At 38.6% G+C, this 25,866-nt stretch carries 24 protein-coding genes and 1 pseudogene; 18 read left to right on the forward strand and 7 right to left on the reverse strand.

The window, feature by feature from the left end; translation table 11 throughout:
- The first annotated feature begins 82 nt into the window (after positions 1 to 82).
- Positions 83 to 574, forward strand: coding sequence for a type 3 dihydrofolate reductase (gene folA, locus ESZ26_RS09940; protein ID WP_146799477.1), 492 nt, complete (start codon positions 83 to 85; stop codon positions 572 to 574).
- Between the two features lie 103 nt (positions 575 to 677).
- Here the strand turns inward: folA and djlA are convergent, their stop codons facing one another.
- Genes djlA through ESZ26_RS09955 form a run of 3 tightly spaced genes read right to left on the reverse strand, consistent with a single transcriptional unit; the run spans position 678 to position 3,211 of the window.
- Positions 678 to 1,469: a co-chaperone DjlA gene (gene djlA, locus ESZ26_RS09945; RefSeq protein WP_146799478.1), complete on the reverse strand. Its 792-nt coding sequence runs from the start codon at positions 1,467 to 1,469 to the stop codon at positions 678 to 680.
- A gap of 40 nt (positions 1,470 to 1,509) precedes the next feature.
- Complete coding sequence (gene murU / locus ESZ26_RS09950; RefSeq protein ID WP_146799479.1) at positions 1,510 to 2,199, reverse strand: N-acetylmuramate alpha-1-phosphate uridylyltransferase MurU; 690 nt, start codon at positions 2,197 to 2,199, stop codon at positions 1,510 to 1,512.
- A gap of 1 nt (position 2,200) precedes the next feature.
- Positions 2,201 to 3,211 (reverse strand): aminoglycoside phosphotransferase family protein, encoded by a 1,011-nt coding sequence (locus ESZ26_RS09955; protein WP_170246349.1) that lies wholly within the window; start codon positions 3,209 to 3,211, stop codon positions 2,201 to 2,203.
- 237 nt (positions 3,212 to 3,448) lie between these two features.
- On the opposite strand from ESZ26_RS09955, the gene ESZ26_RS09960 reads away from it, so the two are divergent.
- The 7 genes from ESZ26_RS09960 (at position 3,449) to ESZ26_RS09990 (ending at position 12,267) form a co-directional block, all read left to right on the forward strand.
- Complete coding sequence (locus ESZ26_RS09960) at positions 3,449 to 5,662, forward strand: LPS-assembly protein LptD (RefSeq protein ID WP_170246350.1); 2,214 nt, start codon at positions 3,449 to 3,451, stop codon at positions 5,660 to 5,662.
- Between the two features lie 20 nt (positions 5,663 to 5,682).
- Positions 5,683 to 6,984: a peptidylprolyl isomerase SurA gene (gene surA / locus ESZ26_RS09965; RefSeq protein WP_146799482.1), complete on the forward strand. Its 1,302-nt coding sequence runs from the start codon at positions 5,683 to 5,685 to the stop codon at positions 6,982 to 6,984.
- The gene (gene pdxA / locus ESZ26_RS09970; RefSeq protein ID WP_146910715.1) at positions 6,984 to 7,967 is read left to right on the forward strand and encodes a 4-hydroxythreonine-4-phosphate dehydrogenase PdxA; all 984 of its coding nucleotides are present in this window, start codon (positions 6,984 to 6,986) and stop codon (positions 7,965 to 7,967) included. Before surA ends, pdxA begins: the two co-directional genes overlap by 1 nt.
- Complete coding sequence (rsmA, locus tag ESZ26_RS09975; RefSeq protein WP_146799484.1) at positions 7,964 to 8,776, forward strand: 16S rRNA (adenine(1518)-N(6)/adenine(1519)-N(6))-dimethyltransferase RsmA; 813 nt, start codon at positions 7,964 to 7,966, stop codon at positions 8,774 to 8,776. Before pdxA ends, rsmA begins: the two co-directional genes overlap by 4 nt.
- Positions 8,773 to 9,186 (forward strand): Co2+/Mg2+ efflux protein ApaG, encoded by a 414-nt coding sequence (gene apaG, locus ESZ26_RS09980; RefSeq protein ID WP_146799485.1) that lies wholly within the window; start codon positions 8,773 to 8,775, stop codon positions 9,184 to 9,186. The genes rsmA and apaG overlap by 4 nt, the downstream gene beginning before the upstream one ends.
- 17 nt (positions 9,187 to 9,203) lie before the next feature.
- The gene (locus tag ESZ26_RS09985; RefSeq protein ID WP_146799486.1) at positions 9,204 to 10,025 is read left to right on the forward strand and encodes a symmetrical bis(5'-nucleosyl)-tetraphosphatase; all 822 of its coding nucleotides are present in this window, start codon (positions 9,204 to 9,206) and stop codon (positions 10,023 to 10,025) included.
- A gap of 223 nt (positions 10,026 to 10,248) precedes the next feature.
- On the forward strand, positions 10,249 to 12,267 hold the full coding sequence (locus ESZ26_RS09990; protein WP_146799487.1) for a methyl-accepting chemotaxis protein: 2,019 nt from the start codon (positions 10,249 to 10,251) through the stop codon (positions 12,265 to 12,267).
- A 157-nt stretch (positions 12,268 to 12,424) separates the two neighbouring features.
- Here ESZ26_RS09990 and ESZ26_RS09995 read toward each other — a convergent pair whose 3' ends face one another.
- The 3 genes from ESZ26_RS09995 to rapA all read right to left on the reverse strand — a co-directional run bounded on the left by ESZ26_RS09995 (position 12,425) and on the right by rapA (position 17,147).
- On the reverse strand, positions 12,425 to 13,372 hold the full coding sequence (locus ESZ26_RS09995; protein WP_146799488.1) for a DUF3530 family protein: 948 nt from the start codon (positions 13,370 to 13,372) through the stop codon (positions 12,425 to 12,427).
- Between the two features lie 104 nt (positions 13,373 to 13,476).
- Positions 13,477 to 14,160, reverse strand: coding sequence for a pseudouridine synthase (locus ESZ26_RS10000; protein ID WP_146799561.1), 684 nt, complete (start codon positions 14,158 to 14,160; stop codon positions 13,477 to 13,479).
- Positions 14,161 to 14,219: 59 nt separating this feature from the next.
- On the reverse strand, positions 14,220 to 17,147 hold the full coding sequence (gene rapA / locus ESZ26_RS10005) for an RNA polymerase-associated protein RapA (protein ID WP_146799489.1): 2,928 nt from the start codon (positions 17,145 to 17,147) through the stop codon (positions 14,220 to 14,222).
- A gap of 354 nt (positions 17,148 to 17,501) precedes the next feature.
- Here rapA and ESZ26_RS10010 point away from each other — a divergent pair.
- The 5 genes and pseudogenes from ESZ26_RS10010 to ESZ26_RS19225 all read left to right on the forward strand — a co-directional run.
- A pseudogene (locus ESZ26_RS10010) lies at positions 17,502 to 18,347 on the forward strand (PIN domain-containing protein); the annotation flags it as partial.
- Positions 18,348 to 18,574: 227 nt separating this feature from the next.
- Entirely contained in the window at positions 18,575 to 19,960 is a 1,386-nt protein-coding gene (locus ESZ26_RS10015) for a PhoH family protein (protein WP_146799490.1), read from the forward strand.
- Positions 19,961 to 20,326: 366 nt separating this feature from the next.
- The gene (locus ESZ26_RS10020; protein ID WP_146799491.1) at positions 20,327 to 20,518 is read left to right on the forward strand and encodes a hypothetical protein; all 192 of its coding nucleotides are present in this window, start codon (positions 20,327 to 20,329) and stop codon (positions 20,516 to 20,518) included.
- 291 nt (positions 20,519 to 20,809) lie between these two features.
- Positions 20,810 to 21,334, forward strand: a complete 525-nt coding sequence (locus tag ESZ26_RS10025; RefSeq protein WP_146799492.1) for a hypothetical protein — start codon at positions 20,810 to 20,812, stop codon at positions 21,332 to 21,334.
- Between the two features lie 20 nt (positions 21,335 to 21,354).
- Entirely contained in the window at positions 21,355 to 21,492 is a 138-nt protein-coding gene (locus ESZ26_RS19225) for a hypothetical protein (RefSeq protein ID WP_170246351.1), read from the forward strand.
- Between the two features lie 548 nt (positions 21,493 to 22,040).
- Here the strand turns inward: ESZ26_RS19225 and ESZ26_RS10030 are convergent.
- The gene (locus ESZ26_RS10030; RefSeq protein WP_146799493.1) at positions 22,041 to 22,862 is read right to left on the reverse strand and encodes an AraC family transcriptional regulator; all 822 of its coding nucleotides are present in this window, start codon (positions 22,860 to 22,862) and stop codon (positions 22,041 to 22,043) included.
- Between the two features lie 177 nt (positions 22,863 to 23,039).
- Here ESZ26_RS10030 and ESZ26_RS10035 point away from each other — a divergent pair, with 177 nt between their 5' ends.
- From ESZ26_RS10035 to ESZ26_RS10055, 5 genes are read left to right on the forward strand one after another with little or no spacing between them, the layout of a single operon-like run.
- Positions 23,040 to 23,525 (forward strand): YHS domain-containing (seleno)protein, encoded by a 486-nt coding sequence (locus ESZ26_RS10035; RefSeq protein ID WP_146799494.1) that lies wholly within the window; start codon positions 23,040 to 23,042, stop codon positions 23,523 to 23,525.
- Between the two features lie 34 nt (positions 23,526 to 23,559).
- A complete protein-coding gene (locus ESZ26_RS10040; RefSeq protein ID WP_146799495.1) occupies positions 23,560 to 23,874 on the forward strand; it encodes a thioredoxin family protein in 315 nt (104 codons plus the stop codon).
- A 30-nt stretch (positions 23,875 to 23,904) separates the two neighbouring features.
- Positions 23,905 to 24,189: a BufA1 family periplasmic bufferin-type metallophore gene (locus tag ESZ26_RS10045; RefSeq protein ID WP_146799496.1), complete on the forward strand. Its 285-nt coding sequence runs from the start codon at positions 23,905 to 23,907 to the stop codon at positions 24,187 to 24,189.
- Between the two features lie 8 nt (positions 24,190 to 24,197).
- Positions 24,198 to 25,070 (forward strand): MNIO family bufferin maturase, encoded by an 873-nt coding sequence (gene bufB, locus ESZ26_RS10050; protein WP_146799497.1) that lies wholly within the window; start codon positions 24,198 to 24,200, stop codon positions 25,068 to 25,070.
- A complete protein-coding gene (locus ESZ26_RS10055; protein WP_146799498.1) occupies positions 25,067 to 25,864 on the forward strand; it encodes an HvfC/BufC family peptide modification chaperone in 798 nt (265 codons plus the stop codon). The genes bufB and ESZ26_RS10055 overlap by 4 nt, the downstream gene beginning before the upstream one ends.
- Positions 25,865 to 25,866: the final 2 nt, after the last annotated feature.

Genomic DNA, 25,866 nt, shown 5'->3' on the forward strand with positions numbered 1-25,866 from the left:
GATAGTGGATAAGCCCGTTCAACAATAATTCGTTATTTCATCCAGTGAATAGTGGATTATTCCCTTTAGAGAGAATATTTTAATGACCCTACTTTCGATGATTGCCGCACATGCCGATAACCGCGTCATTGGCAAAGATAATGATATGCCATGGCACTTACCCGCTGACCTAGCCTATTTCAAAAAAACGACCTTAGGCAAGCCTATTATCATGGGACGCAAAACTTATGAATCTATCGGTCGACCTTTGCCGGGTAGACAAAATATTGTTATTTCACGTGATAAAAACTATTGCGCTGATGGCGTAGACACGGCCACGTCAGTCGAACAAGCACTGCTATTAGCAGGTCAGGTCGACGAAGTGATGGTGATTGGTGGCGGTGCTATTTACAGCCATTGTTTGCCCTTTGCTAACCGTCTTTACATTACTCATATAAAAGCTGCTATCGATGGCGATACTCAGTTTCCTGAATATGATACAGACAATGATTGGCAACTAACGCAAAGTAATAAGTTAGCTGGCGATGAAAAAAATAATTTTGACCTTGATTTTTGTATTTATCAGCGAAAATAAGGCCTTTAAAATACCAAAAAACGCATACACTAGTATGCGTTTTTCATCTGGCAGCTAGCAAACTGCCGCGCTAATCTCTGTTAGTAATAATTTGCATCAAGGGTTATTTGTTTTTAGTGATTAACTCGTATGCCCCTTGAATATCTTGAGCTTTTTGTTTGGCAATTTCCATCATTTCTGGTGGTAAACCTTTAGCTACCAACTTATCAGGATGATGTTGCGACATTAACTTTCGATAAGCTTTCTTAATATCTTTTTCAGGTGTATCTGCACTAACACCTAGTACTTTGTAGGCATTCTCTAGTTGAGATTGAGCGCTTTTACCTGATTGACCTTGATGAAACTGTGCACCAGCGATAATCATTTCTAAGAGTTTGTCGAGCTCTTTACTTGAAAAGCCTAATTGTTGCGCTATGGTGTGTAATGCTTGGCGTTCATCGCTGTCTAAGTGACCATCAGCAAAAGCGACTTGTATTTGAATTTCTAGAAAGAGTAATAATAAATCATGGCGATTTCCACAAACTTGTTTAAATTTGGCAAGGTTATCGTTTAGTGGAAACCCAGCCATTTTACCCTCTCTAAAGGCATCTTGGGCTTGTTGTCTTAACTCTCCTTGCAGCGATAACTTGTCCATATAAGCATTGGCAAATTCAATTTCGTGCTTAGATACTAAGCCATTGGCTTTTGCCATGTAGCCCATAACTGAAAAAGAGGTGTAAAAGAATGCGCTCTGACGTTCACTTTCTGAGCTTTTCGAGCCTGAAAGGTTATTAAAATTAAGTCCTCGGCCTTTATCAAAATTATGACCAATAAACATGCCTATTAATGCACCTAGTAGATTTTTACTCAGCATAAAACCAAATATAAAGCCTAAAAGTTTTCCCCATATTCTCATTATCAATATTACCTGTTTGTGTTATTAATTTATGACTAACTTATCTGTTTAGATACGCTAAACGCTCTGGCGTACCAACATCGGTCCATGTTCCATCGAGTATGCTGGCTGAAACCTTACTGTCGCCGACCGCCTTTTTCAGCATCGGCCCCAATTTCGATATTTGTGCAGCATTTTCACCTTTAAAAAAATCAGTGCGAAAAAGACTGAGACCGCTAAAGGTGTAAGTATTTTTCAGTGTTGATTGTGATTGATTTTCAATATTGGTGAGTTGATTGTTATCAAAAATAAAATCACCTTTGATATTATGATCAGGATTGTTAACTAAGCAGATGTGCGCTAACTGGTCTTTGGCTAATATCGGCATGTCTGCAAAGCTAAAATCAGTAAATATATCGCCATTTATCAGCATAAAAGGTTCATTATCGTTATTTTTGCTTAATAAGGGCAGTGCTTGAATAATACCGCCAGCGGTTTCAAGCGCACCATTATTTTCTGCACTGTAGCTTATATTAACCCCGAATTTTTTTCCATCACCTAAATAGTCAACAATCATCTCACCTAACCAGGCATAGTTAATAATAATATCTGTGATGCCACACTGGGCGAGTTTATTAATATGGTGTTCGATTAAGGGAATGCCAGCCACTTTGAGTAAAGGTTTTGGGCAGTGATCAGTTAACGGACGCATACGTTCACCACGACCAGCGGCTAAAATCATCGCTTTCATGTTAACGCTCCTTTTTTAGGTTTGTCATTGCTGGCAGTACTTTTATTAATAAAAGCTGATGTAAAGAGGCTAACTCGGGGTATTGTTGACTGATCTCAACAATGTAGCTTAGTGTCAGTGGAATATCTTTCAAGTAGCCGCTTTTATTATCGCGATGATGTAAACGGGCAAATATCCCACTCGCTTTAATATGGCGTTGTAAGCCGGTTAAATCAAACCAGCGCTGCCATTGTTGGCGAGTAATATCGTTTAATGAATACCGCTCAGTCATCACATCTATATAGCGCTTTAGTAACAAAGAAACCGACTCGCTCGGCCATTTCAGGTAGCAGTCACGCAGTAACGAGACTATATCGTAAGTGATCGGGCCAATAACCGCATCTTGAAAGTCAATAATGCCTAAAGTCTTATCTTGGAGTACCATAATATTTCTACTGTGATAATCACGGTGCACCAGTACTTGCGGTTGGCTAAGCATATTTTCTGTTAATATTGAAAAGCAGCGGGTTAATTGTTTTTGCTCCTCAGCGCTTAGTATGATTGATAGGTGCTCGGTTAATAACCATTGTGAAAATATATTGAGCTCAAGTTCAACGAATGCTTGATCGTAATGCGGCACTTTCTCGCTGTTATTGGCTATAGATGATTGAATTTTCGGTAAAATATCAATGGCTTTTTGATAGGTAAGGGCGATGTTTTCAGGCGTTAAAATATCAGCCAGCAGCGTTTCACCCAAATCAGCTAAGCAAAGAAAACCGAGTGATAGATCAGCCGCAATAATTTCAGGTACTAAAACATTATGTTCACTGAAGCTTTTCTGTATAAAGACAAATGCCGCGTTATTAGATTTATCTTTCGGGGCATCAACCGCGATAAATGAACGACCCTGTATCACAAAACGATAATAACGGCGAAAGCCAGCATCGCCGGTTAATGGTGTTAATTGAATGTTTTCGCCTGAAAATTGGTTATTCAACCATAGGTGTAACGCTTGAATTCGAGAGCTTGGCAAGTTTTCTATTCCTCAAGTAAATGGTACTAATAGTTATCTTAGGTGAGGGCATAAATGAGCAATGCCAACCCGTATTACCAATATACCGAATTAGCACCCTAAAGAAAATTGCTATATTATCTAAGTGTTTGAGTATAAAATGTGGCTCGCTTTTATCTTTATTGCTTTAATCATTCATCTATCGGACTTTTAATGTCATTTCCGCGCTATTTAATTTTAATAATTACTTGTATATCAATGGCTAAATATAGCTTTGCTCAACAAGTTACCGATATTCTCGATGATATGGCTCAATGCCCTATACCGACTTACCCACAATTAACTGCCGCCCAATCTATTGAAAAGAGTAAAGCGATCACTATTTTAGCTGATAAATCGGGCATTAATAAAAATAAAGTCGCAAAATTTACCGGTAATGTAATGTTGATTAACAATCAGCAGACAATTCTTGCTAATGAGGTTGAGCTTAATAGAGAAAGTTCATCAGTTAATGCCACGGGCGATATTCATTTTCAAAATAAAGGCATTGATATTTTTGCTGACCAATTGAACATAAGTGAAACGCTTGGCGCGACCACATTGAAAAATACTCAGTATCAATTGGCTGGAATAGCAGGACACGGTGGCGCGGGTATCATTGCTGTGTCCAAAGAAGGTACCTTGTCATTAATTGATTCTTCTTTTACCACTTGTTATGGCGCCTCACCGGATTGGCAAATGAATGCCAGTGAAATTAACATTTCGAAAGATGAAAGTTATTTAGAAGCTTATCATGCTAGGTTTTCGGTTTTTAATGTGCCGGTGTTATACCTGCCTTATTTTACTATTCCTATTGGTGATGATAGACAATCTGGTTTTTTATATCCTGAAATTGGTAATTCAGGTAAATCAGGTTTTACTACGTCAATTCCATATTATTGGAATATAGCCCCTAATATTGATGCGACCATTACCCCGAAATATATGTTAAAACGCGGTAGTCAATTAATGACAGAGTTTCGTTATTTGCATGAAGAACAACAAGGTCAATTTGATCTCGAATATTTAGATCAAGACAATGAACAAGAAAATAGTACCGATGCCCGTTATTTAGTGCGGATGCAACATGTTGGTACCTTTTCAGAACGATTTCGCGCCTTCGTTGATTATACGACCATTAGTGATGATAACTATTTAGTTGATATTGGCAGTAAGCACTACAATGATAATGATGCGTACTTATATCAAACCGGCGAATTGGCTTATTTTGCTGATAGTTGGCAAGCTAAGGTGAAATTACAAGATTTTGAAGTACTCGGTGATAATAAAACGAACTATAAAGCACTTGCTCAACTCGAACTTGCCAGTCATCAAAAAATTGATTTTTTAGATGGATTATTTGATGTCTATTCAGAAGTCACTAACTTTGACAATGCAGATAAAACTCAAGCAACCGCGCAGCGCTATCATGTTGAGGCGGGTTTTACTTTTCCTATGGTTACGCCAGCTTGGTTTTTGAATTCAGAATTTAAAATATTACAAACCCATTATCAACAAGATAATATTCCCTTGAAAAGTGAGCTCGAAGAAAGTGTCAGTAGAACATTACCTAAAGTACGTTTTCATGGTGGGGTTAATTTTGATAGACAAACTCATTTTTGGGGCAACAGTTTTACACAAACCTTAGAACCGCAACTGCAATATCTCTATATTCCTGAAAAAGATCAAAGTAATATAGGGCTATATGATACCACCACGCTACAAGATGATTATAACGGTCTATTTCGTGATAAACGCTTTAGTGGTTTAGACAGGATAGCTCAAGCTAATCAATATTCCTGGGGGGTAACTAGCCGTTTACTCGATAGTGCCAACCAAGAACAACTGAGAGTGAGTTTAGGGAGAATTGTTTATCTTAATGACAGTAATTTTACCTTTGAAGAAAATCAAGGAATTGTAGCTGATGCCTCGGCATTAGCGGCAGAAGTTTACGCCCGTATCAATAGGAAGTGGCAATTTAGTAGTGATATTCAATATAACACTGAAGATGATGTTACCAACAAGAGCCAAACCAGCATTGACTATCTTTTTGGTGAAAATCAAACAATACAATTGAACCATCGATACACTCGCGATGTCTCAGGTATTACATTAGAGCAATTATCTTTAGCGGGGAATGTCAGTATAAATAAAAATTGGCAAGTTATTAGTAGAATAACTCAAGACTTACAGCAAAACCGAAGCATAGAAACTTATGCGGGTTTACAGTATCAAAGTTGCTGTTGGTCACTGAGTTTTGCCTATCATCGTTATATCACGGCAAACTTTGATGAACCGTCGAGTAATAATAAAAATCGCGATGAATTCAACAATGGTTTTATGCTAAGATTTAGCATGAGAACAAAAGACATTACAGATATGTTCAACTCAAGTATATTTGGCTACAAACGCCCTTACTTTCTCAATAATTAAATATAAGAAATAGACGATACATGAAAAAATCATTGAAATTTTTACTTTTAACAAGCGCTTTGGCGATAACATCTTTTTTTCCAGTACAAGCACAACAAATTGAACTTGATCGAGTATCAGCCATTGTAAATGGTGGTGTTGTCTTAGAATCTGAAATAAGAGACTTAATCGAAACTATAAAAAAACAAGCATTAAAAAATGATCAAAGTTTACCTTCAGATAAAGCGCTAAGAACGCAGGTTACTGAAAAACTGATCAACGATGCGTTGATCACTCAGTTGGGTGAACGTATGGGTGTGCAAGTGAGTGATGCACAACTTGATGAAACGCTAACTAATATGGCTAAAGAAGACAAATTAACGTTAGAGCAGTTTCGTCAAAACCTTGTTAAGGATGGTACAGATTACGACAAGTATCGTGAAATTGTCAGAACTGAGCTTATTTCGGGAGAAGTTCGTCGTAATAGTGTCAGTCGCCGTATTTATGTTTCACCACAAGACGTGGCGAATTTAATTTCTTCTATGGAAGAAAAAATCAATACTGATGTTGAATATCGCTTAGGGCATATACTTATCGAGTTCCCTGCTAATCCAAGCCAAGATGATATGAATGCCGCTAAGGTTCGTGCTGAAAAAGTGATTGAATTACTTAACAATGGCAGTGACTTTGCAAAAATTGCTATTGCTTCTTCAGGTGGCACAAACGCATTACAAGGTGGTGATTTAGGTTGGAAAAATATCAATGAATTACCAACATTATTCTCTTCAATTGTTGACGGAGAAAAGAAAGAAGCGATTTTAGGACCTGTACGCACTGGCTTAGGTTTTAGTATTGTGAAAATTATAGATATTCGTGGTTTACAAATCGTTGAAGTAGAGGAAGTGAAAGCTCGACACATACTGATTGAACCCTCTGTTATCTTAAGTGAAGCTAAAGCTGAAAGTATTCTGCAAGGCCTTATGGATAGAATAAACGCTGGAGAAGCTGATTTTGCTGACTTAGCGAAAGAGTATTCTGACGGACCTACCTCAGTGAGAGGTGGTGATTTAGGCTGGGCAGACCCCGATGTTTACGATCCTACTTTTAAGGCTGCGTTATCTCGTTTGAAAATTAATGAAATGCATAAACCGTTTAGAACTTCATTTGGCTGGCACTTAGCGCAATTAACCGACCGAAGAACGCTTGATGCTACAGAGCAAATGAATGAAAGCAAAGCACGTCGCATTTTGTTCAATAGAAAGTTTGGCCTAGAAAGTGCGCGTTGGATTAAAGAGCTTCGTGACGAAGCCTATGTAGAGATTTTTAGTCGAGATACAAAATAATGATAAAGCGTATTGCCATCACGCCAGGTGAACCTGCAGGAATTGGCCCAGACTTAACCATCTTCATTGCTCAGCAAGATTGGCCGGTTGAACTTGTGGTGATTGCTTGCAAGAAGTTAATGCAAGAGCGCGCTGAAGTTTTAGGTTTACCACTTACATTTATTGATTACGATGCTTCGATAGCGGCTAAGCCACAAAAAGCAGGCACACTAACGATACTGTCTGTTGATATGGCTGATACTTGTATTCCTGGCGAGCTCAACCCTGAAAATGGCAGCTATGTTATTGAAACGTTAAGAATCGCCAGTGAAAAAAATATCTCTGGTGAAATCGATGCTATTGTCACTGGCCCAGTGCATAAAGGGTTAATCAATAAAGCCGGTATCGCTTTTAGTGGTCATACTGAGTATTTTGCTAGCCAAGCTAATTGTGCTGATGTTGTGATGATGTTGGCAACAGAAGGTTTAAGAGTGGCATTAGTAACAACGCATATTCCTTTAGCGTATGTTTCTAAAGCGATCACCGCAGAACGTTTACAAAAAGTAACCCGTATTTTAAATACCGACCTGATTAATAAATTTGGTATTGATGAGCCCAAAATCTACGTATGCGGCATAAACCCTCATGCAGGAGAAGATGGACATCTAGGTCGAGAAGAAATTGATGTGATGATCCCAGCCTTAAATGTATTAAGAGAGGAAGGCATTAAACTTATTGGGCCATTACCTGCGGATACTATCTTTCAAGAGAAGTACTTAAGTGATGCTGATGCGATTTTAACTATGTATCATGATCAAGGCTTGCCCGTCTTAAAATATAAAGGCTTTGGTGCTTCGGTTAATATTACCTTAGGCTTACCTTTTGTTCGAACCTCGGTAGATCACGGTACAGCGCTTGAATTAGCCGGTACCAACTTAGCTGACCCAGGAAGCTTTATTGAAGCAATCACCACAGCCATTAAATTAGCAAATAATCAATCATGAATAATAAAACTCATTTAGGCCACCAAGCCAAAAAACGCTTTGGACAAAACTTTTTACATGACGAAGGTGTGATCAGTAAAATTGTTGATGCTATTGACCCTGAGCCTGGAGAAAATCTTATCGAGATCGGTCCTGGTTTAGGCGCATTGACTGAACCCGTTATTGACCGAGCCGGCGCTATCTCTGTTGTTGAACTTGACAGAGATCTTGCCCATCGTTTACGCCACCATCCTTTTATTGCTGATAAAATAACTATTTATGAAGCCGATGCTTTAAAATTTGATTTCAGTGAGATAGCGACTGCAGAGCGACCTTTAAGAATTTTTGGTAACTTACCTTACAATATTTCTACGCCACTCATTTTTCATCTTTTGACCTTTAAAGATAGCGTGAAAGATATGCACTTTATGCTGCAAAAAGAAGTGGTTCAGCGCATGGCAGCCAGTGAAAATTGCAAAGCTTATGGCCGACTTTCAATAATGACACAGTATCAGTGTCAGGTTATTCCTGTTATGCAAATAGGCCCAGAAGCTTTTAAACCAGCGCCTAAGGTTGACTCTGCCATCGTGAGATTAATTCCTCATGGTGAGATTAAAAATCCGGTAAAAGATATTAAGTCGCTGAACCAAGTTTGTTTGGCAGCATTTAACCAACGCAGAAAAACCATACGTAATAGTTTTAAAAAGTTATTTACGGTTGAACAATTAGCGGATTTGGGTATTGATGCAAGACTTCGCGCGGAGAACTTACCGATCAGTGATTATATTAAACTGGCAAACTTCTTAACCGATAATCCGGTTGAATTATGAAGGAAAACTCAACGTTAAGCACTGTCGAGTCAAATGCCATCGGATATGATATTTCGGTGAGCGTTAAAACTGAATATATTGCCGCACAATTGATTGAAAACGAAAAGAACTATGTGTTCAGTTATACCATTAGTATTACCAATAATAGCAATAAGTCTGTTAAATTATTATCGCGTTATTGGTTGATTACCGATGGTGACAATAATACCTCTACCGTTGCTGGCGAAGGCGTTATTGGTAAACAACCGATCATCGCGCCAGAAAACACTTACACTTATACCAGCGGTTGTATCCTAAAAACGCCGGTTGGTACTATGCAGGGTCATTATCAAATGCTAAGCGACGATAGAGACTTGCAACAAGTTGAGATACCTGTTTTTGGCTTAGCCCAGCCGAATATTTTAAACTAAGCGCGAAAGTTAGCTTTATGGCGATTTATTTTGTTGGAGATATTCAAGGTTGTTACCATGAATTACGCGCTTTACTTGCCCAAGTTGCCTTTTCTCCTGAAACTGACCAGCTTTGGTTAGCGGGTGATCTGGTTGCCAGAGGTCCTGACTCCTTAAAAACGCTAAGATATATAAAAGCACTGGGTAATAGTGCTCGAGTGGTTTTAGGTAATCACGACCTGCACTTATTAGCGATTTACGGCGGATTAAAAAAAGCAAAAGCTAGTGATTTTTTTGATGAATTATTAGCGGCTGCAGACGTTGATGAGCTAATGGATTGGCTCGCAAAGCAACCCCTGATCCAAAAACTACCCAATGAAAATGTTTATATGAGTCATGCTGGTTTGCCACCCTTTTGGACACCGGCAGAAGCTATGGCACAAGCAAACGATGTGAATAGCAAGTTAGCTTCAGCGCTAAGAAATGATTGGTTAGCCATAATGTACGGTGAAGAGCCCAACCTGTGGTCTTTGGCCAAATCAGCCGATGAAAAGTTTCGAGTGACAGTTAACTCACTGACTAGAATGCGTTATTGCCAACTCGATTATGGCTTAGAGTTTTCATGCAAGCTTTCCGTTGAACAAGCACCTGCCCATATAAAGCCTTGGTTTGAGTTTGCAGAAAAGGAAAAAAATTATAGTTGGATATTTGGTCATTGGGCTTCATTAATGGGGCACTGTCCAGTTGAACATATTTATGCACTGGATACCGGTTGTGTCTGGGGCGGACATTTAACGCTGTTACGATGGTCTGACAAGCAGTTATTTACCGAACATTGCCACAGTGTAAAACAAAGATAAAAAAACTTATGATAAAGCAATAACTAAAGATGAAAAATAGCTTAAGCTTGTTATAATAAAATTAATGGTTAAGTGTTTACAATATTAACCGATAATCTAATCGACAATAATGATAAATAAACTATGATTATAGGCTTTGAAAATATAGGACCGCATTCAAGGAAGTCGCAATTAATATAGTTTACACTCTTACTCAATACTATCTATTTACACGGTGACATTTATGAATTTAACGGTAGCAATGAAAATAATGGGTGGTTTTACCATTATTGCAGTTTTACTAGTAATAACTAGTGCTATATCTTTATGGAATTTAAATATAATTAAAGGCTCTACAGTTCAACAAAGTGAGCTGGCGATCCCTACTTTAAAAGGCAGTAATAAGCTTGCTAATACCTTAACGCAAATAGGTAACCTTACGTTACGTGCTTACTATCAAACCGAATTAACGCCACTTAATAATAATCTTATGGCGTATAATCAAGATAAAGACGATTTCTCTACTGAGCTAAAAAAATTAAAGCAAGTGCTTCAAAATGAAAATTCATTATTGTCTAATCTTAGTGAAGTCGATGCAGTTTATGCAGAACTAGAACAACAGATAGGATTGGTTTTTAGCAATCGACAAACCAGCATTAATCAAGCGCTTACTTTAAGAGAAAAAATCGCTAACCTCGAAGACAAAGCCGATGATGCTGCAACGATGTTATTAGATCTTGCCGACCATGACTTAGCTGATACTTCACTTCAGCGAGCTGTGAGCTTAGGTGAGAGCATCGAAACGTTACTTAATGGGCTAGTAAGTTCAGCACTTGAATACCGAGGTTTAATCGATAAGTCATCAACGGATTTAGTGGGTAACCAAATATCGAACAGCTTTGTCGATGTAAATAAATCATTTACCGATATCATTTCCGAGTTATCTAATCGTGGTGGCGAAGATGTAGCCGATGATTTGACGTTTGCTTTAAATGAATTAACCGACTTAATTAACTCAAATAATGATATATTTTTTCATAAAAACAAACAATTACTTGCCCTTAAAACTGCAACTGAAAACCTAGATGCTGCAGAAAGTAACATTAAAAAAGCTAATGCTATTTTGGAAAAGCAAGTGAATCTGGCTAATGAAACTGCGTTAGCTGCTGGCAAACTTGTACAAGAAAAAGTGGCCGATGGTAATTCACAAACCATAGGTATTATGATTTTTTCAATTGTTGCCGCAATCGGTATTGCTTGGTTCACACTACTTAGCATCACCCGACCATTAAGTTTGGTTAATAAAATGCTTAACATCGTTGCTTCGGGTGATTTATCGCATAAGTTAGATGAAAGTGGTAAAGATGAATTTGCTGAACTTTCACGTAACTGTAATTTATTAATTGATAGTTTGCGTAATCTTATTCAGGGTATTGTTAGTCGTTCTACTCAACTAGCAACTGCTGCAGAAGAAACTTCAGCGGTAACTGCACAAGGGACTATTGCTATTGCAGAACAACGTTCACAAGTTGAACAAGCTGCTTCAGCAACAACGCAAATGAGCAGTACTTCTCAAAGTGTTTTATCAAGTGCTAACGATACATTAGGCGAAATAAAGCAAGCCGATGATGAAGCTAAACGTATTAAAATTATTTCTGAACGCAATCGCCAAACTATCGGCTTACTTGCTGACGAAGTTGAAGAAGCTGCACAGGTTATCAATAAACTACAGCAAGATAGTGCTTCTATTGGCGGTATTCTTGACGTTATTCGTGGCATTGCCGAGCAGACTAATTTACTGGCATTAAACGCCGCTATTGAAGCCGCTCGTGCCGGAGAACAAGGTCGTGGTTTTGCCGTTGTTGCTGATGAAGTAAGAACGCTTGCAAGTAGAACGCAAGTGTCTACGCAAGAAATACAAAACATGATTGAGGTACTGCAAACAGGTGCTCAACGAGCTGTTGGCGTTATGGACACCGGTAAAAAACAAGCAGCAAATTGTGTAGAGCAAAGCGAAGAAGCAGAGAAAGCGCTACAAACTATTACTCATTCAGTTCATGAAGCGTTTGACAAAAGTACACAAATTGCCGCTGCTGCTGAAGAGCAAAGTGTTGTCGCTCATGAGATTAGCGTCAATTTAGAGTCTATTGTTGCGATAGCCGAGCAAACAACGGCGGGTGCACAACAAACTGCGCAATCAAGTAATGAAGTCGCTAAATTAGCTGAAGAATTACAACAATCAGTGCAAGAGTTTAAGCTATAAGTGCTATTTACTCTGCTGATGATCGTTAGGCAATGAATTAACTTTTATTGACCATTAAAAAGCCCCCGCTGAGGATAACGTCAGCGGGGGCTTTTTGTTGATTGCAGCTAACGTGGAAATAATCTATTGAGAGCAGCGCTTGAGCTTATGGCGGATGTTACCAGCCAATAGACTTAAGCCAGCCATTTATCGACCTTAATAGCGCTTTTTCAGGGTAATAACCAATTTGATTGTTGTGTAGTTGAGTTTGTCGGTAATACACTTTCATTTCTTTAGTTGCTTGTGCTTTACGAATTAAGGCGGCAGACGTTGCTAATTGCTGTTCTTTTGACAGGTAAATATCTAAAACAGGAAACTCACTGCTCGCCAGTATTTTAGCAAATGAGAGACTCTCTGCTGCGGTATTCATATATCCACTGAGCATTACCATGGCACTAGGTGATTTGAGTTTGCCGGTACTGTATAAATTGGCCAGTAATATGGCATGACTGCCTTGCGATACCACAACAAATATTCCCGGATAATCTTTAGCTTTATTCATCACTGCCGTCATCATAGCCGTCAGATATTCTTGGTGTGCAAGTAAGGTTTTATCATCCTCTTCGAGTTGCATTGATAGTTTTAATGCTCTTGAAGGATAACCTAAGGGTCTACTTGGCGGTTGAATAGTGATTGTTGTCCAACCTTGGGTCGGTAGGATTGTTTGTAAATAATTTAAGGCGTTACTACTTATTGCGGTCATTCCCCAATCAGGCAGCAGTATCATCACCCCTTTTTGATTACTGGCGGTATTTTCATTAATAAGGGTAATAAAGTCTTGTGCGCCCGCTAACATCGGTGTTATTTCGTCAGCGGTTAAGTAATGTGTCAGGTCTTGTTCTTGTTGCTGTAGGGAGTTAATTGGGGCAAGAATTTCTGGACGCTTTTTAATGACTATCTTGGTGGTATCACCGGGTTTATCTTCTGCTTTTGTGGTGTCTTTCTGCTCTGGCTCTTGTTGCTTTTTGGTTGTATTTTCTTCTTGGTAGGGCAACGCATAACTATTAACAGTACTGCTGCTAAAAAGACAAAAAATGATGAGTGAAACTAAAACACGGAAAGACATAAGTTCCTTAGATAATTGCAGCGGCAAGCACTTACCGAAAATTGTTTTATAGACTAGTGATCAATTATCGGCAAATACTTTATTTTCTTAACAAAAAAAATTCATTAAAGAAACGGACAAGGAACTTTGAACGTGAGCGTCTTCTCGGTACAAGGATGCGCTAGCTCTAACATCTGCGCATGTAATAATAACCGTGAACTTGCAGTAACCGCTGACTCATGTGAATATAATCTATCACCCAAGATAGGATGGCCTAAAAATAACATATGGACACGCAGTTGATGAGAACGCCCGGTAATCGGGGTTAACTCCACTAGGGTACTGGGCACCGAGTTAGCATCAGTGTCTCGAGATAATACCTGGTAATGGGTCAGCGATTGTTTACCGCGTTCATGGTCAACCATTTGTCGTGGACGATTTGGCCAGTCACAGATAAGCGGCTGATCTACCGAACCCTTATCATCTTTCATATGGCCATAGACACGGGCAATATAGCTTTTTTTTGTTTCACGTTGTTGAAACATTCGGCTAATCGCAACATGTGCAGGTTTGTGCAACGCCATGATCAAGATACCTGATGTTGCCATATCAAGTCGGTGAACCACAGTTGCCGTTGGTAGCACTTTATTGACTCGACTTTGTAAACAGTCTTTATGAGCGGGTAAACGGCCTGAAACCGTTAGTAAACCACTTTGTTTATTAAGCACAACAATATCATTATCGCGATAAATTATCTCAAGATAAGGCGACATAGGTGGGCAATAAACAAATTCAGGGTTTGGTGCCATTGGCACCACCTCTTGTAATGGTTGTTGTTCATTTGGCTTTTCTTGCTGGCTTGACATAATTAGTTACTCACCACAATTAAACGTATCGCTTCAAATTTTAACTGTGCTTTGCCTATATAGTGACTTAATTCATTTTGCTGTACTTTGATAAAGTCGAGTTCTTGCTGGCGAACACTTGGGTTAATGGTTTTTAGTGCCGTTAAACGTTGAAACTCTGCATCTAAGGTTTTATGCATATTGGCTAGAGCTTTTTCTTGAATACTCATCACTTGGGGTTTTGCATGTGCTTCAGCTTTTGCGACTAACGGTGTTACTTGATCTTTTAAAGCTTTAACAAGTTGTAAAGCCACTTGTTTTTTAACTGGCGCAAGCTGTTGATCTAGAACGTTTTCACCGACCTTGTCGGCTAAGTCAGTACCATTTTTATCAACCAAGACACGTATTGGCGTAGTCGGTAAATAACGCCCCAGTTGTAAGTGACTCGGCGCTGTTGCTTCAATCGTAAAAATACATTCGATAAAAAATGTGCCGGCGGGCAAAGCTGGGTTTTTCAATAAACCTATGCTCGAGTTACCCGTTTGATCACTAAGCACTAAATCCATTGCGCCTCGCACCATAGGGTGGTCCCAAGTTAACAAGTGATAATCTTCACAAGCTAGCGCAGTATCTCGATCAAAGGTAATAGTGGTGCCATCATCAGGCAAGCAAGGAAAATTACCGCAAAGCATATGCTCACTAGGCTGTAAAGCTATGGCATTATCGGACTTGTCGTCTTGAGTAATACCAAAGACATCAAGTACTTGAAACATAAATTGTGGTAATTCAATTTGTTGATCCAGTGCTGAAATTTCTTTAACTAGCTGATGAGAACGACCTTGACCAGAAGAACGTAATTCTAATAACTTATCCCGTCCTGACTCTAATTCAGTTTTAAGCGCTAAGTGCTGATTATGGCTTTCATTAATTAATTTTTCAGCAGCGGTCGATTGCCACTGCGCTGTTAAGGCTAAATCAAACAGTTTTTCACCAAACTTATCAAAAATAGCTCGGCCAGTGATACAAGTATGTTCAAAAGCATTTAAACCCTTTTGATACCAGTCAAAGAGTAACCCTTGCGCGGAATCGGTAAAATAGGGCACATGTAAACGAATGGTTTGTGTCTGTCCGATACGGTCTAAACGACCAATACGCTGTTCTAAAAGATCGGGGTTGCTAGGTAAGTCAAATAACACTAGATGATGTGCAAATTGAAAATTTCGACCCTCACTGCCTATTTCAGAACAAAGCAAACATTGTGCACTGTCTTCGTCTTGGGCAAAATAAGCCGCGGCTTTATCGCGTTCAAATATACTCAAACCTTCATGGAAGACCGCCGCGCGAATACCTTCTTTTACGCGTAACGCCGCTTCTAAGTCAATCGCTGTTTGTGCGTGTGCACAAATGACCAATAACTTTTCTTTTTTCAGTGTTTGTAATAATTCGATTAAATAGTCAACTCGGGGGTCGATATCAGTCCAATTTTCATGGCTGTTTAATGAGAAGAGAATTTCAGGGGTAAAAATTTGTTTAGCTTGAGCCAAGGTTTTTAAATTGTCGCTAGTGTCCGACAATAAAAACTCATTGATTTGCTCTTGATAAGCCTCTGGTAACGCTAAAGGTGTTGAATGCAATTCACGTTCTGGGAAACCTTTGATGGTATTTCTGCTGTTTCTAAAAAGAATACGGCCAGTGCCATGACGATCGAGAAGTTGTGTCAGTACTTGTTCGCGTGATGCGTTTTGCGTAAGGATTTCGGTATCGTTAGGCGTTTTTATGTTGATATTGGTTAAGTGTTGACTGATATCAGTTTCTTTTAATAGCTTAGTCAATGTTGCTTGTTGTGCGGCAGATAAAGCATCTTTAGCAACCAAGGCATTGGCGGCATTAGCGACTTCAGTATAATGGCTTTCTTCTTCTGTAAACTTTTGATAATCAAAAAAACGGTCAGGGTCAAGTAAGCGTAAACGCGCAAAATGGCTTTCATGGCCGAGTTGATCAGGCGTTGCCGTTAATAATAAAACTCCTGGAATAGTTTGGGCTAATTGCTCAATACATAAATACTCAAGGCTAGGGGTGTCTTGATGCCAATTTAAGTGGTGAGCTTCATCAACCACCATTAAATCCCAGTCTTCTGCAATTAGCTCTTCATACCACTGTGGATTTTTGGTGACAAAGTCTAAATTAACCAGCACCAGTTGTTCGCTACTGAATGGATTTTCTTGTTCACCTGAGTTTTTTATTTCTTGGCAACGTTCACTATCAAAAATACTAAAATGTAAGTTAAAGCGGCGTAACATTTCTACCAACCACTGATGCATGAGTGATTCAGGAACAATAATTAAAATACGCTGGGCACGACCGGTGACAAGCTGTTGATGAATAATTAAACCCGCCTCAATGGTTTTACCTAAACCGACTTCATCGGCAAGTAATACGCGAGGTGCAAATCTACAGCCAACTTCTTCAGCAATATATAACTGATGAGGTATTAAACTGACTCTGCCGCCACTTAAGCCCATTAATGGCGATTGCTGCTGGGTATGCTGGTGCTTTAAGCTATCTTTGCGTAACCGGAACCAGTCGAGACGGTCAACTTGACCGTTGAGTAGTCGATCGTGCGGTTTATTAAATTTGATAAAGTGGTCGATCATCACTTCTTTTAGCGAGGTTTCTTCACCGGTATCTTGGCGGTTACCGTGATAAGTCAAAAGATTGTCAATATCTTCAACCCGTTCAACCTTTAGCATCCAGCCTTCATGGCTAGGAATACTGTCACCTTGGTTGAAAATAACACGTGTTAATGGTGCATTTGCTATGGCATATTGGCGCGATTCACCGGTAGCGGTAAATAAAATAGAAACAAAACGGTGTTCAACCGTTAATACCGTGCCTAATCCTTGATCCGACTCTCCGTCACTTATCCATCGTTGACCAGGGTAAAAAACCATATAAAAACTCCAAAAATTAAAACCTTGCACGATTTCTAAAAGCTTGTGCAACAGAACACGCCAATACGGCATTAAAAAAGGGCGCTATAGTAACGTTAATCATAGCTAGGATCACCAAAAAATGCCGAGAATTTACAAAAGGGGCTAATAAAGTTTGTCTAAGGACAAATAATCTTTCGATGTCACTTGCCAGTGATAAATTTAGCTGGCAAAGTAAATTATCATTCACGTAATAAGGTGATCGGTAAAGGTATAGTTACTGTTTTTGGTTTTTTAGTCGCAGTTGAAGACTAAGTGATTAAGCTTACTTAACGATTCTTCTGTGTCACGTTAACTTAGATAGGAGATCTTCGTATGAATGATGAAAAAATTATTTACGTATTAGACACAAATATTTTATTACACGAACCTTTCGCTTTCCTCTCTTTTAAAGAGCATGACGTGGTTGTTCCCATGACAGTGCTTGAAGAATTAGACTCCATTAAAGACCGCCGCAAAGATGTTAGTCGAGATGCCCGTGTTGCGATACGTGCACTTGAAGATACGCTTGTTGATGCCACACCTGAAGAAGTTCTTGCCGGTGTTAAATTACCTCAAAATGATGAAGAACATCCCAGTGGTCGTTTATCGATCTTTAATGATTATACTTTAGAGCAAAAAGCAGGCTGCTTATCTTTTAATGAAAATGACAACCGGATAATTAACGCCGCTTTACATCTGCAGAAAAAAAAGGCTCCCAACAAAGTTGTGCTGGTGACAAAAGATATTAATATGCGCTTAAAAGCTAAAGGAGCCGGTTTAGCTTATGTTGAGGATTACCGAACAGATCAGCTCATTGATGATATTAAATTTTTAACTAAAGGCTATCACAAGTTTGAAGGCGATTTTTGGCAACATGTTAATGAGTGTGAAAGTGAAACTGAAGGTCGAAATACCACCCACTACATTAAGCGCGATGTCCTTCCTAATACCTACATGAACGAATACCTTATTGATGATAGTGACAATTTTGCTGGTAAAGTTACCGGTTGGGATGATGAAAAATTGGCGATAATGGATTTAAGTCGAGACCGTTTAATGGCAAAACAAGCATGGGGAATTCATCCTAAAAATATTTATCAGGGTATGGCACTAGATGCTTTGCTTGACCCGAGTATAGATTTAGTGATTCTTACTGGGCCAGCAGGTTGTGGGAAAACGGGTGTCAATAGGCGAAAAACAGTAAAATACGTTAAGACCATGATCAGTAGTCGTAATGAGAGACATCAGTATGTTTACAACCCAAATATTATCTCTATCAAAAATTTACCTTTATCTATAACTTCGACAATCGATGAATTAAATATACATAGAGAATATTTAATTCATGAATCAATATTAGATTCTATTGAAAAAGTTAAAGAGTTTACTTATTTGGAGGCAGTGTAATGAAAAACCCCAATGAGAATCGTAACCCTCGCGTACTTGATACCTCAGCACTAGTTCACGATCCAAAAAGCCTATTAGCATATCGTGATGACGTATATATCTGTTTAACCGTGCTAGAAGAGTTAGACAATTTAAAAGAGCGGTTGGATAAAAGTGTTAGTCAAGATGCTCGTCTTGTTATTAGAATGCTTGAAGACATTATAAATGGTCATTCCAGCGAGGATATGGAAAAAGGTATTCAGTTGCCATCTACGGAAACAGCAAAGCGAGGTAAGCTATTTATTGGTATAGATACTCAGCTAGATTTTGCAAAAGAATTGAAATATGCAGTTGGTAGTGATGCGGATAATCGTATTATTAATTACGCGCTTCATATGCAAAATGAATTAGGCCAAGCTGTAACTATTGTCAGTCGTGATATAAATATGCGCCTAAAAGCAAGAACGATTGGCGTAGATGCGGAAGATGTTTTAGTTGATAATCAAATTTCGGATATTGATTTACTATACACAGGGGTACAGTCATTTACAGGTGATTTATTTGACCGTTGTGAAGAAGAAAAAGATTTCGCTATGTCAGGGAAATTATATCGGTTTAATCGTGATATTTTCAACGATGAAGCGCAACCTAACATGTATTGGTATGATGAAGTTGGTCATATAGGAAAAATTAAAGAAGTTAATGAAGAGCATGTATTTACGACATTACTTCAACGAAAGCAGGATAAAATTTGGGGAATACTTCCTAAAAACCCACGACAAGCGGTGGCTTTAGACCAACTTATCGATCCTGATTTGGACTTAAATATCCTTCTCGGCCCCGCCGGTTCAGGTAAAACATTTTTAGCAATTGCGGCAGGATTGCACCAAGTGATCGAAACAAAACAATATAAAAAAATAGTGGTTGTGAGAAGCCGTGATTTTATGGATGATGACCCAGGTTTTTTACCGGGAGATCTGAAAGAAAAATCTTTGCCGTTACTAGCAGGAGTTACGGATGCTTTGATTTCAATGCATTCAGGTGACGATGATGATGAAAAGAGCACTAGTGCGACAGTAGAACATATTATTGATAGAGCTAATATAGAATTCACGTCAATGGCGTACTTTAGAGGTAGATCTATTGATGATGCAGTTTTAATCATTGATGAAGCCCAGAATATGACTAGAGCGCAAATGAAAGGAATGCTCAGTCGAGGAGGGAAAAATTGCCGTACTATTGTGCTTGGTAACCTTGCTCAAATCGATGATCGGTTCGTGACTGCAACTAGCTCTGGTGCAAGTGCCGCTGTCAACATCTACCGTGACTATGAGAAGTGTAGTATTTTGATATTTGATGAAGTTGAACGAAGTTCTCTGGCTGAATTCACTGAAAAGAATTTTTAATCCCACCATAATAAAGGCTGCTTTTGCAGCCTTTAAATACCAATAACTTCTTTTGTTTGGGGCAATAGATCGGGTAAAAGCGGACGGTTATAATGCATAATCTTTACAGCCATATATCAAGATATTATCGTAGTGGCTTTTCTTTTCTTACATATGGATAATTACACCAGCTTCGCCACTCAATTACATCTTTTTTTGCAGTAAATAACATTTGTTTTACCAAACCAATAACCGTTAAATTGACCTCCGAGAAATCAATGGTAAATCATCACTATGATACGATAGATGACGTGTGACTGCCATAGTTACTGAGTGCAAAGAAACTGGTAAGCTATTACTTTCTTCACAACATAATTAATATGACAGATGGATAATGAAAATATTGTACGTTTAGGTCAAGAGCTGCAAAGGTTGCTGCCTTTTGGGATAGAGGGAATAACTTCTAAAAAACAATATGTGCAAGTAATTGAGCTTATTGATCAGCTTACTAATGATAGAAATTGGGAGTTGCTTGATATACTTGTACCTGCTATCACTACCTATGATGATGCACATTAAAGTTTAATACTTCATTTACATTGGATCTAAACAATTAGCGATCAATTGTCGTTAAGATCCTAGGGCATGTCAATTAATATACGATAGCTGCACCTTAAATTTTCAATGTAGGGCTTGCTCAGCGAAGGTTTGACGTAAGACATTGATATAGTTAAAGTCTATGTGAGGTGGCTGGAGACATTACCCCACTCGACCAAATTTGACTGACACCTGACCAACCTTCTGTGATGTATTCAGTCTATATAGCTATACTTGAATTATTTAAAACTTCACAATGGCTAAGGAATCATGATGAAAAATTTTAAAAATATCATCATAAAAGAAGTCTCGAAACTCACTTGTGACGGCTGTGGTGAGCAAGCAACTCCAAGTGATTATGCATTTCATGAATTTATTAGTATAAACCAGCGTTGCGGCTATGGCTCTATTCATGGGGATGGTAATCAGTTTAGCATTGATTTATGCCAGCAATGCTTTGCCAATATGTGTGGTGATAGCTTAAGAGTTACAGAGCCTAATAATGAAAAGCATAAAGACAAAGAACTATTAGAATATCACAATATTTTTGAGGGAATTACGCAATCAATAAAAGAAGCAAGTAGTTTGAAGCATGACAGTGATTTACGAATGGCAGCACAAGATATGTTATCAGCGAATAAAATATCCAATCAAGGTGAACTTACTGTTGCATTAAAACGTGTAGAACAGCTTTGGGATGCTCAATACCATAGCGTTGAAGGAAGTGAGCTTCACCAGCTTGCCAATTTAATATGTGATTATGAGGGTAAAGCTGGGACTCATATTTTAACGAAGTAGATGTTGCATCCGATGATTTTATGGCAGAGCGTGAAATCATAATTGAACAAAAAGGTGATCCAAAAGTGCTACTCAAAGATTCTGAAGCCAATAAGTTTTTCACTGAAGAAGGAGCACCTGAGTCTACTATGGATGAAGACATTGAACTGAAAAAATAGTCGGTCAACGTGAAATTGAAGTCGATATTGATGACTTGTGAGGCGTTTGGATCAATTGGAAAACCTCTACTATCAGTGCCACCTAATTGCATTTAGCTAAGCCACTCAATTACATTTAACTGTGCCACAAGATATTTTGATCTTATTGAGTATATTCAATACTGCTAAGTCAAACTTTGCCACATTCCTGACCAAAATTAGTCCTCAAAATAAGGCAGATTTATGTTCCCTTAGATACGAAACCAGACGTAAGCCCTGGCTTATCTAGCGATGAGTAATCTGACGCAAAACAGCCCTGCGTTAGATAATAAAATTGTTCTAAGTTTCATCAGAAATCTATAAAGTCAAAAATTCAAATTTGATTAAAAACACCAAAAGCGGACGTTCGATTAATATTATTTTAGCGATTAAAAATTTATGATTCTATGGCGCTACGGGGCACTTAGTGAGATAGAGTATATTTATTGAGCCATTGTAAATGTACCGAAATTTACAATGGCTCTATTGCTGAAGAACACATAGCTTGAATACTTTACTTATTAATAAAATTAATTGGTTTTTTCTAGCCATTGTTTAGGTGACAACCCTATTTTTTTTCTAAAAACCCGCGCTAGTGCTGAGCCATTCTCATAACCAACGGCATTAGCAACTAATGCCACAGGCTTATTTTTTTGCAATAAATCTTTCGCTACCGCAATACGCCAATCAATTAAATAATCGCCAGGACTTTGATTCACTATACGTTTGAAAAACTCTGCAAATTTAGACCTAGACATTAAGGCAAGCTCAGCCATTGACTCTAGCCCCCATTGGCTCTCTGGCGCGTTATGAATGGCGAGTAATACTTTAGACAATTGAGGATGCGCTAAGCCAGCGAGCAGACCATGTTGAATAATATTGTTATTAACGACATGACGAAGCACATGAATAAGAAATATGTTGGTCAGTAAATTAATCATGGGGAGTCGCCCGTATTGATCTTGAAATGCTTCATCAAATAAACAGAGAGCGTTTTGTTTGAGTTTTTGGCAATCACTAAGCTTAAAGCACAGCAGCGCTGGTAAAGCATTGGCAATAGGGTTAGATGTACTTTCCTTATAATTAATGTTGGCGCATACCAATACGGGAGGGTTTTCTTCATTGCCAATAAGACGATGCGCATGTGGTGTTGGAAAAAACAACACTGTAGGCTCATTAATCAATTGAGATTGACCTTTTTCATCAATAACCGTTAACTCACCACTGCGCAATAAGTGCAAATGTCCTTGATTAGGCTCTCGATTAAAATTACTGATCCCACAGAGATCACCGGTAAAGAATACTTCCGTATTCATCGAAAAGCGTTGCAAGATGACTGAAAGTTGATCCATTTTTCTCTCCTTTATGCTCATTTTGGACGATTGGGTTCAAAGTTAGGACTATGTCATTCCTTTTGGTTAATTGAAAGCCCTATATTATCAACCAAGGAAAACATCCTTATTCAATAACAAACTTTGAACATTTGAGATTAAGCATTTCAACTTGAACATAAATACTGGAGCAACAAAATGAAATTTTCAACACTCATAAAATCTACCTTAGTAACTTCTGCAATCTTGGTAAGCAGCCTGAGTTTTGCTGCAAACATTGAAGTGAATGGAAACGACAATGATTTAGCCATTAAAGGCTACGATTCTGTTTCTTACTTTACTAAAGGTGCACCAACTAAAGGTTCTAATAAATTTACTTCGGCTTATAACGGTGCCATTTATCAATTTTCAAGTGCTGATAACCGCGACTTATTTAAAGCTGATCCAAGTAGGTATGCACCACAATACGGTGGTTACTGTGCCTTTGGTGTAACGATGAATAAAAAATTCGATACTGATCCTATGGCTTGGCATATACGTGGCGACAAATTATACCTAAACCTCAATAAAAACGTACAAAAAAAATGGGTAACTGATATTCCGGGTTACATCGAAACTGCTCAAGAAAACTGGGGCGGCATAAAAGGCTTAACCGTTGAGCAAATAGAAAAAGTTTTCGATTAATTCTAAATTATCCATACAGCATGAGGTTTTAATAATGAAACAACTAACATCAGCTGACTCACTTGACAAGTTACTAGTGCAGCATGAATTTTCACTGTTATATTTTAGTGCCTCGTGGTGTGGGCCTTGTAAGTCAATGACACCGATTGTTGAAGGGGTGTCTGGCATGATGAAAGATCGATTTAATACCTTTCAAGTTGATGTCGACCAATTACCCACTTTCGCAGCAGATTATGGCATACGCAGTGTGCCTACACTGATGTTGGTGAAAAATGATGAAATTATCGATCAACGAGTTGGTGGATTACCACCACAACAATTAATGCAATGGTTAGAGCAACAAACATAGTTGCTCACTTTTAAAAGATAAGGATCAATGATGAACAATAAATTATTAGTAAGCGCAGCATTAGCCGCAGTAATTTCTACAGGGGGGATTGCCCCAGCAGAAGCAGCAGGTAAGAAAGAAAAATGCTATGGCGTAGCAAAAGCTGCTCAAAACGATTGTGCTAATTTAGCGGGAACGCATTCATGTGCTGGCCAGTCAAAAGTCGATAATGACAAAGGCGAATGGAAACTTGTTAAAAAGGGCACATGTTCGACTTTAGGCGGTTTATCAAAAGCAGAAGCGAAGAAACTTTATAAAGCAAAAAAAGGCGCTTAAGAATGACTATGTCGGTAACACATAACGATGTAATGGTAGGTGTTGGTTTAAGACATCCGAATTTTACCGACATATTAACCCAGACTAAGCAGGTTGATTTTGTAGAAGTGCATTCGGAAAATTTTTTCGGTAAAGGAGGCGCAGCATTATCGGTGCTCACTCAAGTGAGAGAAATGTATCCGGTGAGTTTGCATTCAACTTCAATGGGGCTTGGCTCAAAGCAAAATATCCCTATGCATTACTTAGCATGTTTAAAGGCGCTCACGGAAAAAATAAATCCGTTTTTGATGTCAGAACATGCCTGCTTTACTTGGGGACAACAGCAAGGGCAACTTATTCATAGTGGTGATTTATTACCCATTGCCCATACCCAGCAAACATTGGCAAAAATGTCTGAACAAGTGGATAAAGTGCAAAACTTTTTAGGGCGACAACTGATCATTGAAAATGTTTCAGCTTATATAAAATTTGATGAAAGTTACCTGAGCGAAGCGGATTTTTTAGCTCAGCTTTGTCAACGAACTGGGGCAAAAGTGCTGTTAGATATTAATAATATTGCCGTTAATAGCGTTAACTTTGAAGGCGGCAATATTCAACAATCAGTGGCTGATTATATCAATGAACTACCTATAGAAAGTGTCGCGCAAATACACTTAGCAGGTTGCACTGAGCCTTTAGCGGGAGAGATGACTATTGACGATCATGCCTGCCCTGTTTCTGATGATGTTTGGCAAGGTTACAAACAAGCCATAGCGCGTTTTGGCCCAGTGCCAACGTTAATTGAATGGGACAGTGATTTGCCCAAATGGTCTGTACTGGTTGATGAAGCGCAAAAAGCACGTGACATAGCACATGCTGTTTTAGCGAGGAAAAGTAAATGAATGACTTAAGTAATAATGAAATAGCTAAAAATGAACAACATTTGTTGTTAGAAGCTATTTGGAATGATGAGTCGTCAGCCTTAGCGCAGTGCGGTTTTAATACTCAAGGCATTAATATTTATCGACGAAATTTATTGGCTAATGCTCAGCGGGCATTAAACATTAGCTTTCCAACCGTGTTTGAATTACTTGATAGTGACATTAGCGAAAGCCTTGTTTATCAATTTTTACGATTATCGCCACCTAACCTTGGAGATTGGACGCAATGGGGGGGAAATTTTTCTCGCTTTTTAAGTACTACCGAAGTGGGAGCTGACTATCCGTATCTTGCTGACTGTGCAGCGCTAGATTGGCATATGCATTGCGCATTACATGGCATTGATCAAACTTTAGCATCATCGACATTACAACTGTTTAGTGAGAGCGAACCAGAGCAACTTTTTATCGCTTTTAATCAAAATGTCAAAGTATTTAAAACCGCCTATCCATTAACAGAAATTTTTCAGGCTCATCATCATAGTAACGAACTTAAAAGAGAAGCTGCGATGAATGATGCGAAAAAAGCACTATCAAGAGATTCATTCGAACAAATCGTGATGGTTTATCGTCCTGAGTTTCAGCCAAAAGTTACAACATTATCCGCCAGTGAAGGAAAGTTTATGCTTGCTTTATTGGCTGGAAAATCGCTATCGCAGTCACTTGATACAGTGAAATGTGACAACGAATTTTCATTTGAGCAATGGCTGTTTACCGCCATTGAACGTAATTTAATTAATATTATTAAAGAGAAATAAAC

This window comes from Colwellia hornerae (genome assembly GCF_007954355.1).
Lineage (GTDB): Bacteria > Pseudomonadota > Gammaproteobacteria > Enterobacterales > Alteromonadaceae > Colwellia_A > Colwellia_A hornerae.

Excerpts from the sequence above, each read along its gene's own strand:
- folA (WP_146799477.1), top strand. The coding sequence starts at position 83 with ATGACCCTACTTTCGATGATTGCCGCACATGCCGATAACCGCGTCATT.
- djlA (WP_146799478.1), bottom strand. The coding sequence starts at position 1,469 with ATGAGAATATGGGGAAAACTTTTAGGCTTTATATTTGGTTTTATGCTG.
- murU (WP_146799479.1), bottom strand. The coding sequence starts at position 2,199 with ATGAAAGCGATGATTTTAGCCGCTGGTCGTGGTGAACGTATGCGTCCG.
- ESZ26_RS09960 (WP_170246350.1), top strand. The coding sequence starts at position 3,449 with ATGGCTAAATATAGCTTTGCTCAACAAGTTACCGATATTCTCGATGAT.
- surA (WP_146799482.1), top strand. The coding sequence starts at position 5,683 with ATGAAAAAATCATTGAAATTTTTACTTTTAACAAGCGCTTTGGCGATA.
- pdxA (WP_146910715.1), top strand. The coding sequence starts at position 6,984 with ATGATAAAGCGTATTGCCATCACGCCAGGTGAACCTGCAGGAATTGGC.
- rsmA (WP_146799484.1), top strand. The coding sequence starts at position 7,964 with ATGAATAATAAAACTCATTTAGGCCACCAAGCCAAAAAACGCTTTGGA.
- apaG (WP_146799485.1), top strand. The coding sequence starts at position 8,773 with ATGAAGGAAAACTCAACGTTAAGCACTGTCGAGTCAAATGCCATCGGA.
- ESZ26_RS09985 (WP_146799486.1), top strand. The coding sequence starts at position 9,204 with ATGGCGATTTATTTTGTTGGAGATATTCAAGGTTGTTACCATGAATTA.
- ESZ26_RS09990 (WP_146799487.1), top strand. The coding sequence starts at position 10,249 with ATGAATTTAACGGTAGCAATGAAAATAATGGGTGGTTTTACCATTATT.
- ESZ26_RS09995 (WP_146799488.1), bottom strand. The coding sequence starts at position 13,372 with ATGTCTTTCCGTGTTTTAGTTTCACTCATCATTTTTTGTCTTTTTAGC.
- ESZ26_RS10000 (WP_146799561.1), bottom strand. The coding sequence starts at position 14,160 with ATGGCACCAAACCCTGAATTTGTTTATTGCCCACCTATGTCGCCTTAT.
- rapA (WP_146799489.1), bottom strand. The coding sequence starts at position 17,147 with ATGGTTTTTTACCCTGGTCAACGATGGATAAGTGACGGAGAGTCGGAT.
- ESZ26_RS10015 (WP_146799490.1), top strand. The coding sequence starts at position 18,575 with ATGAAAAACCCCAATGAGAATCGTAACCCTCGCGTACTTGATACCTCA.
- ESZ26_RS10020 (WP_146799491.1), top strand. The coding sequence starts at position 20,327 with ATGGATAATGAAAATATTGTACGTTTAGGTCAAGAGCTGCAAAGGTTG.
- ESZ26_RS10025 (WP_146799492.1), top strand. The coding sequence starts at position 20,810 with ATGAAAAATTTTAAAAATATCATCATAAAAGAAGTCTCGAAACTCACT.
- ESZ26_RS19225 (WP_170246351.1), top strand. The coding sequence starts at position 21,355 with ATGGCAGAGCGTGAAATCATAATTGAACAAAAAGGTGATCCAAAAGTG.
- ESZ26_RS10030 (WP_146799493.1), bottom strand. The coding sequence starts at position 22,862 with ATGGATCAACTTTCAGTCATCTTGCAACGCTTTTCGATGAATACGGAA.
- ESZ26_RS10035 (WP_146799494.1), top strand. The coding sequence starts at position 23,040 with ATGAAATTTTCAACACTCATAAAATCTACCTTAGTAACTTCTGCAATC.
- ESZ26_RS10040 (WP_146799495.1), top strand. The coding sequence starts at position 23,560 with ATGAAACAACTAACATCAGCTGACTCACTTGACAAGTTACTAGTGCAG.
- ESZ26_RS10045 (WP_146799496.1), top strand. The coding sequence starts at position 23,905 with ATGAACAATAAATTATTAGTAAGCGCAGCATTAGCCGCAGTAATTTCT.
- bufB (WP_146799497.1), top strand. The coding sequence starts at position 24,198 with ATGTCGGTAACACATAACGATGTAATGGTAGGTGTTGGTTTAAGACAT.
- ESZ26_RS10055 (WP_146799498.1), top strand. The coding sequence starts at position 25,067 with ATGAATGACTTAAGTAATAATGAAATAGCTAAAAATGAACAACATTTG.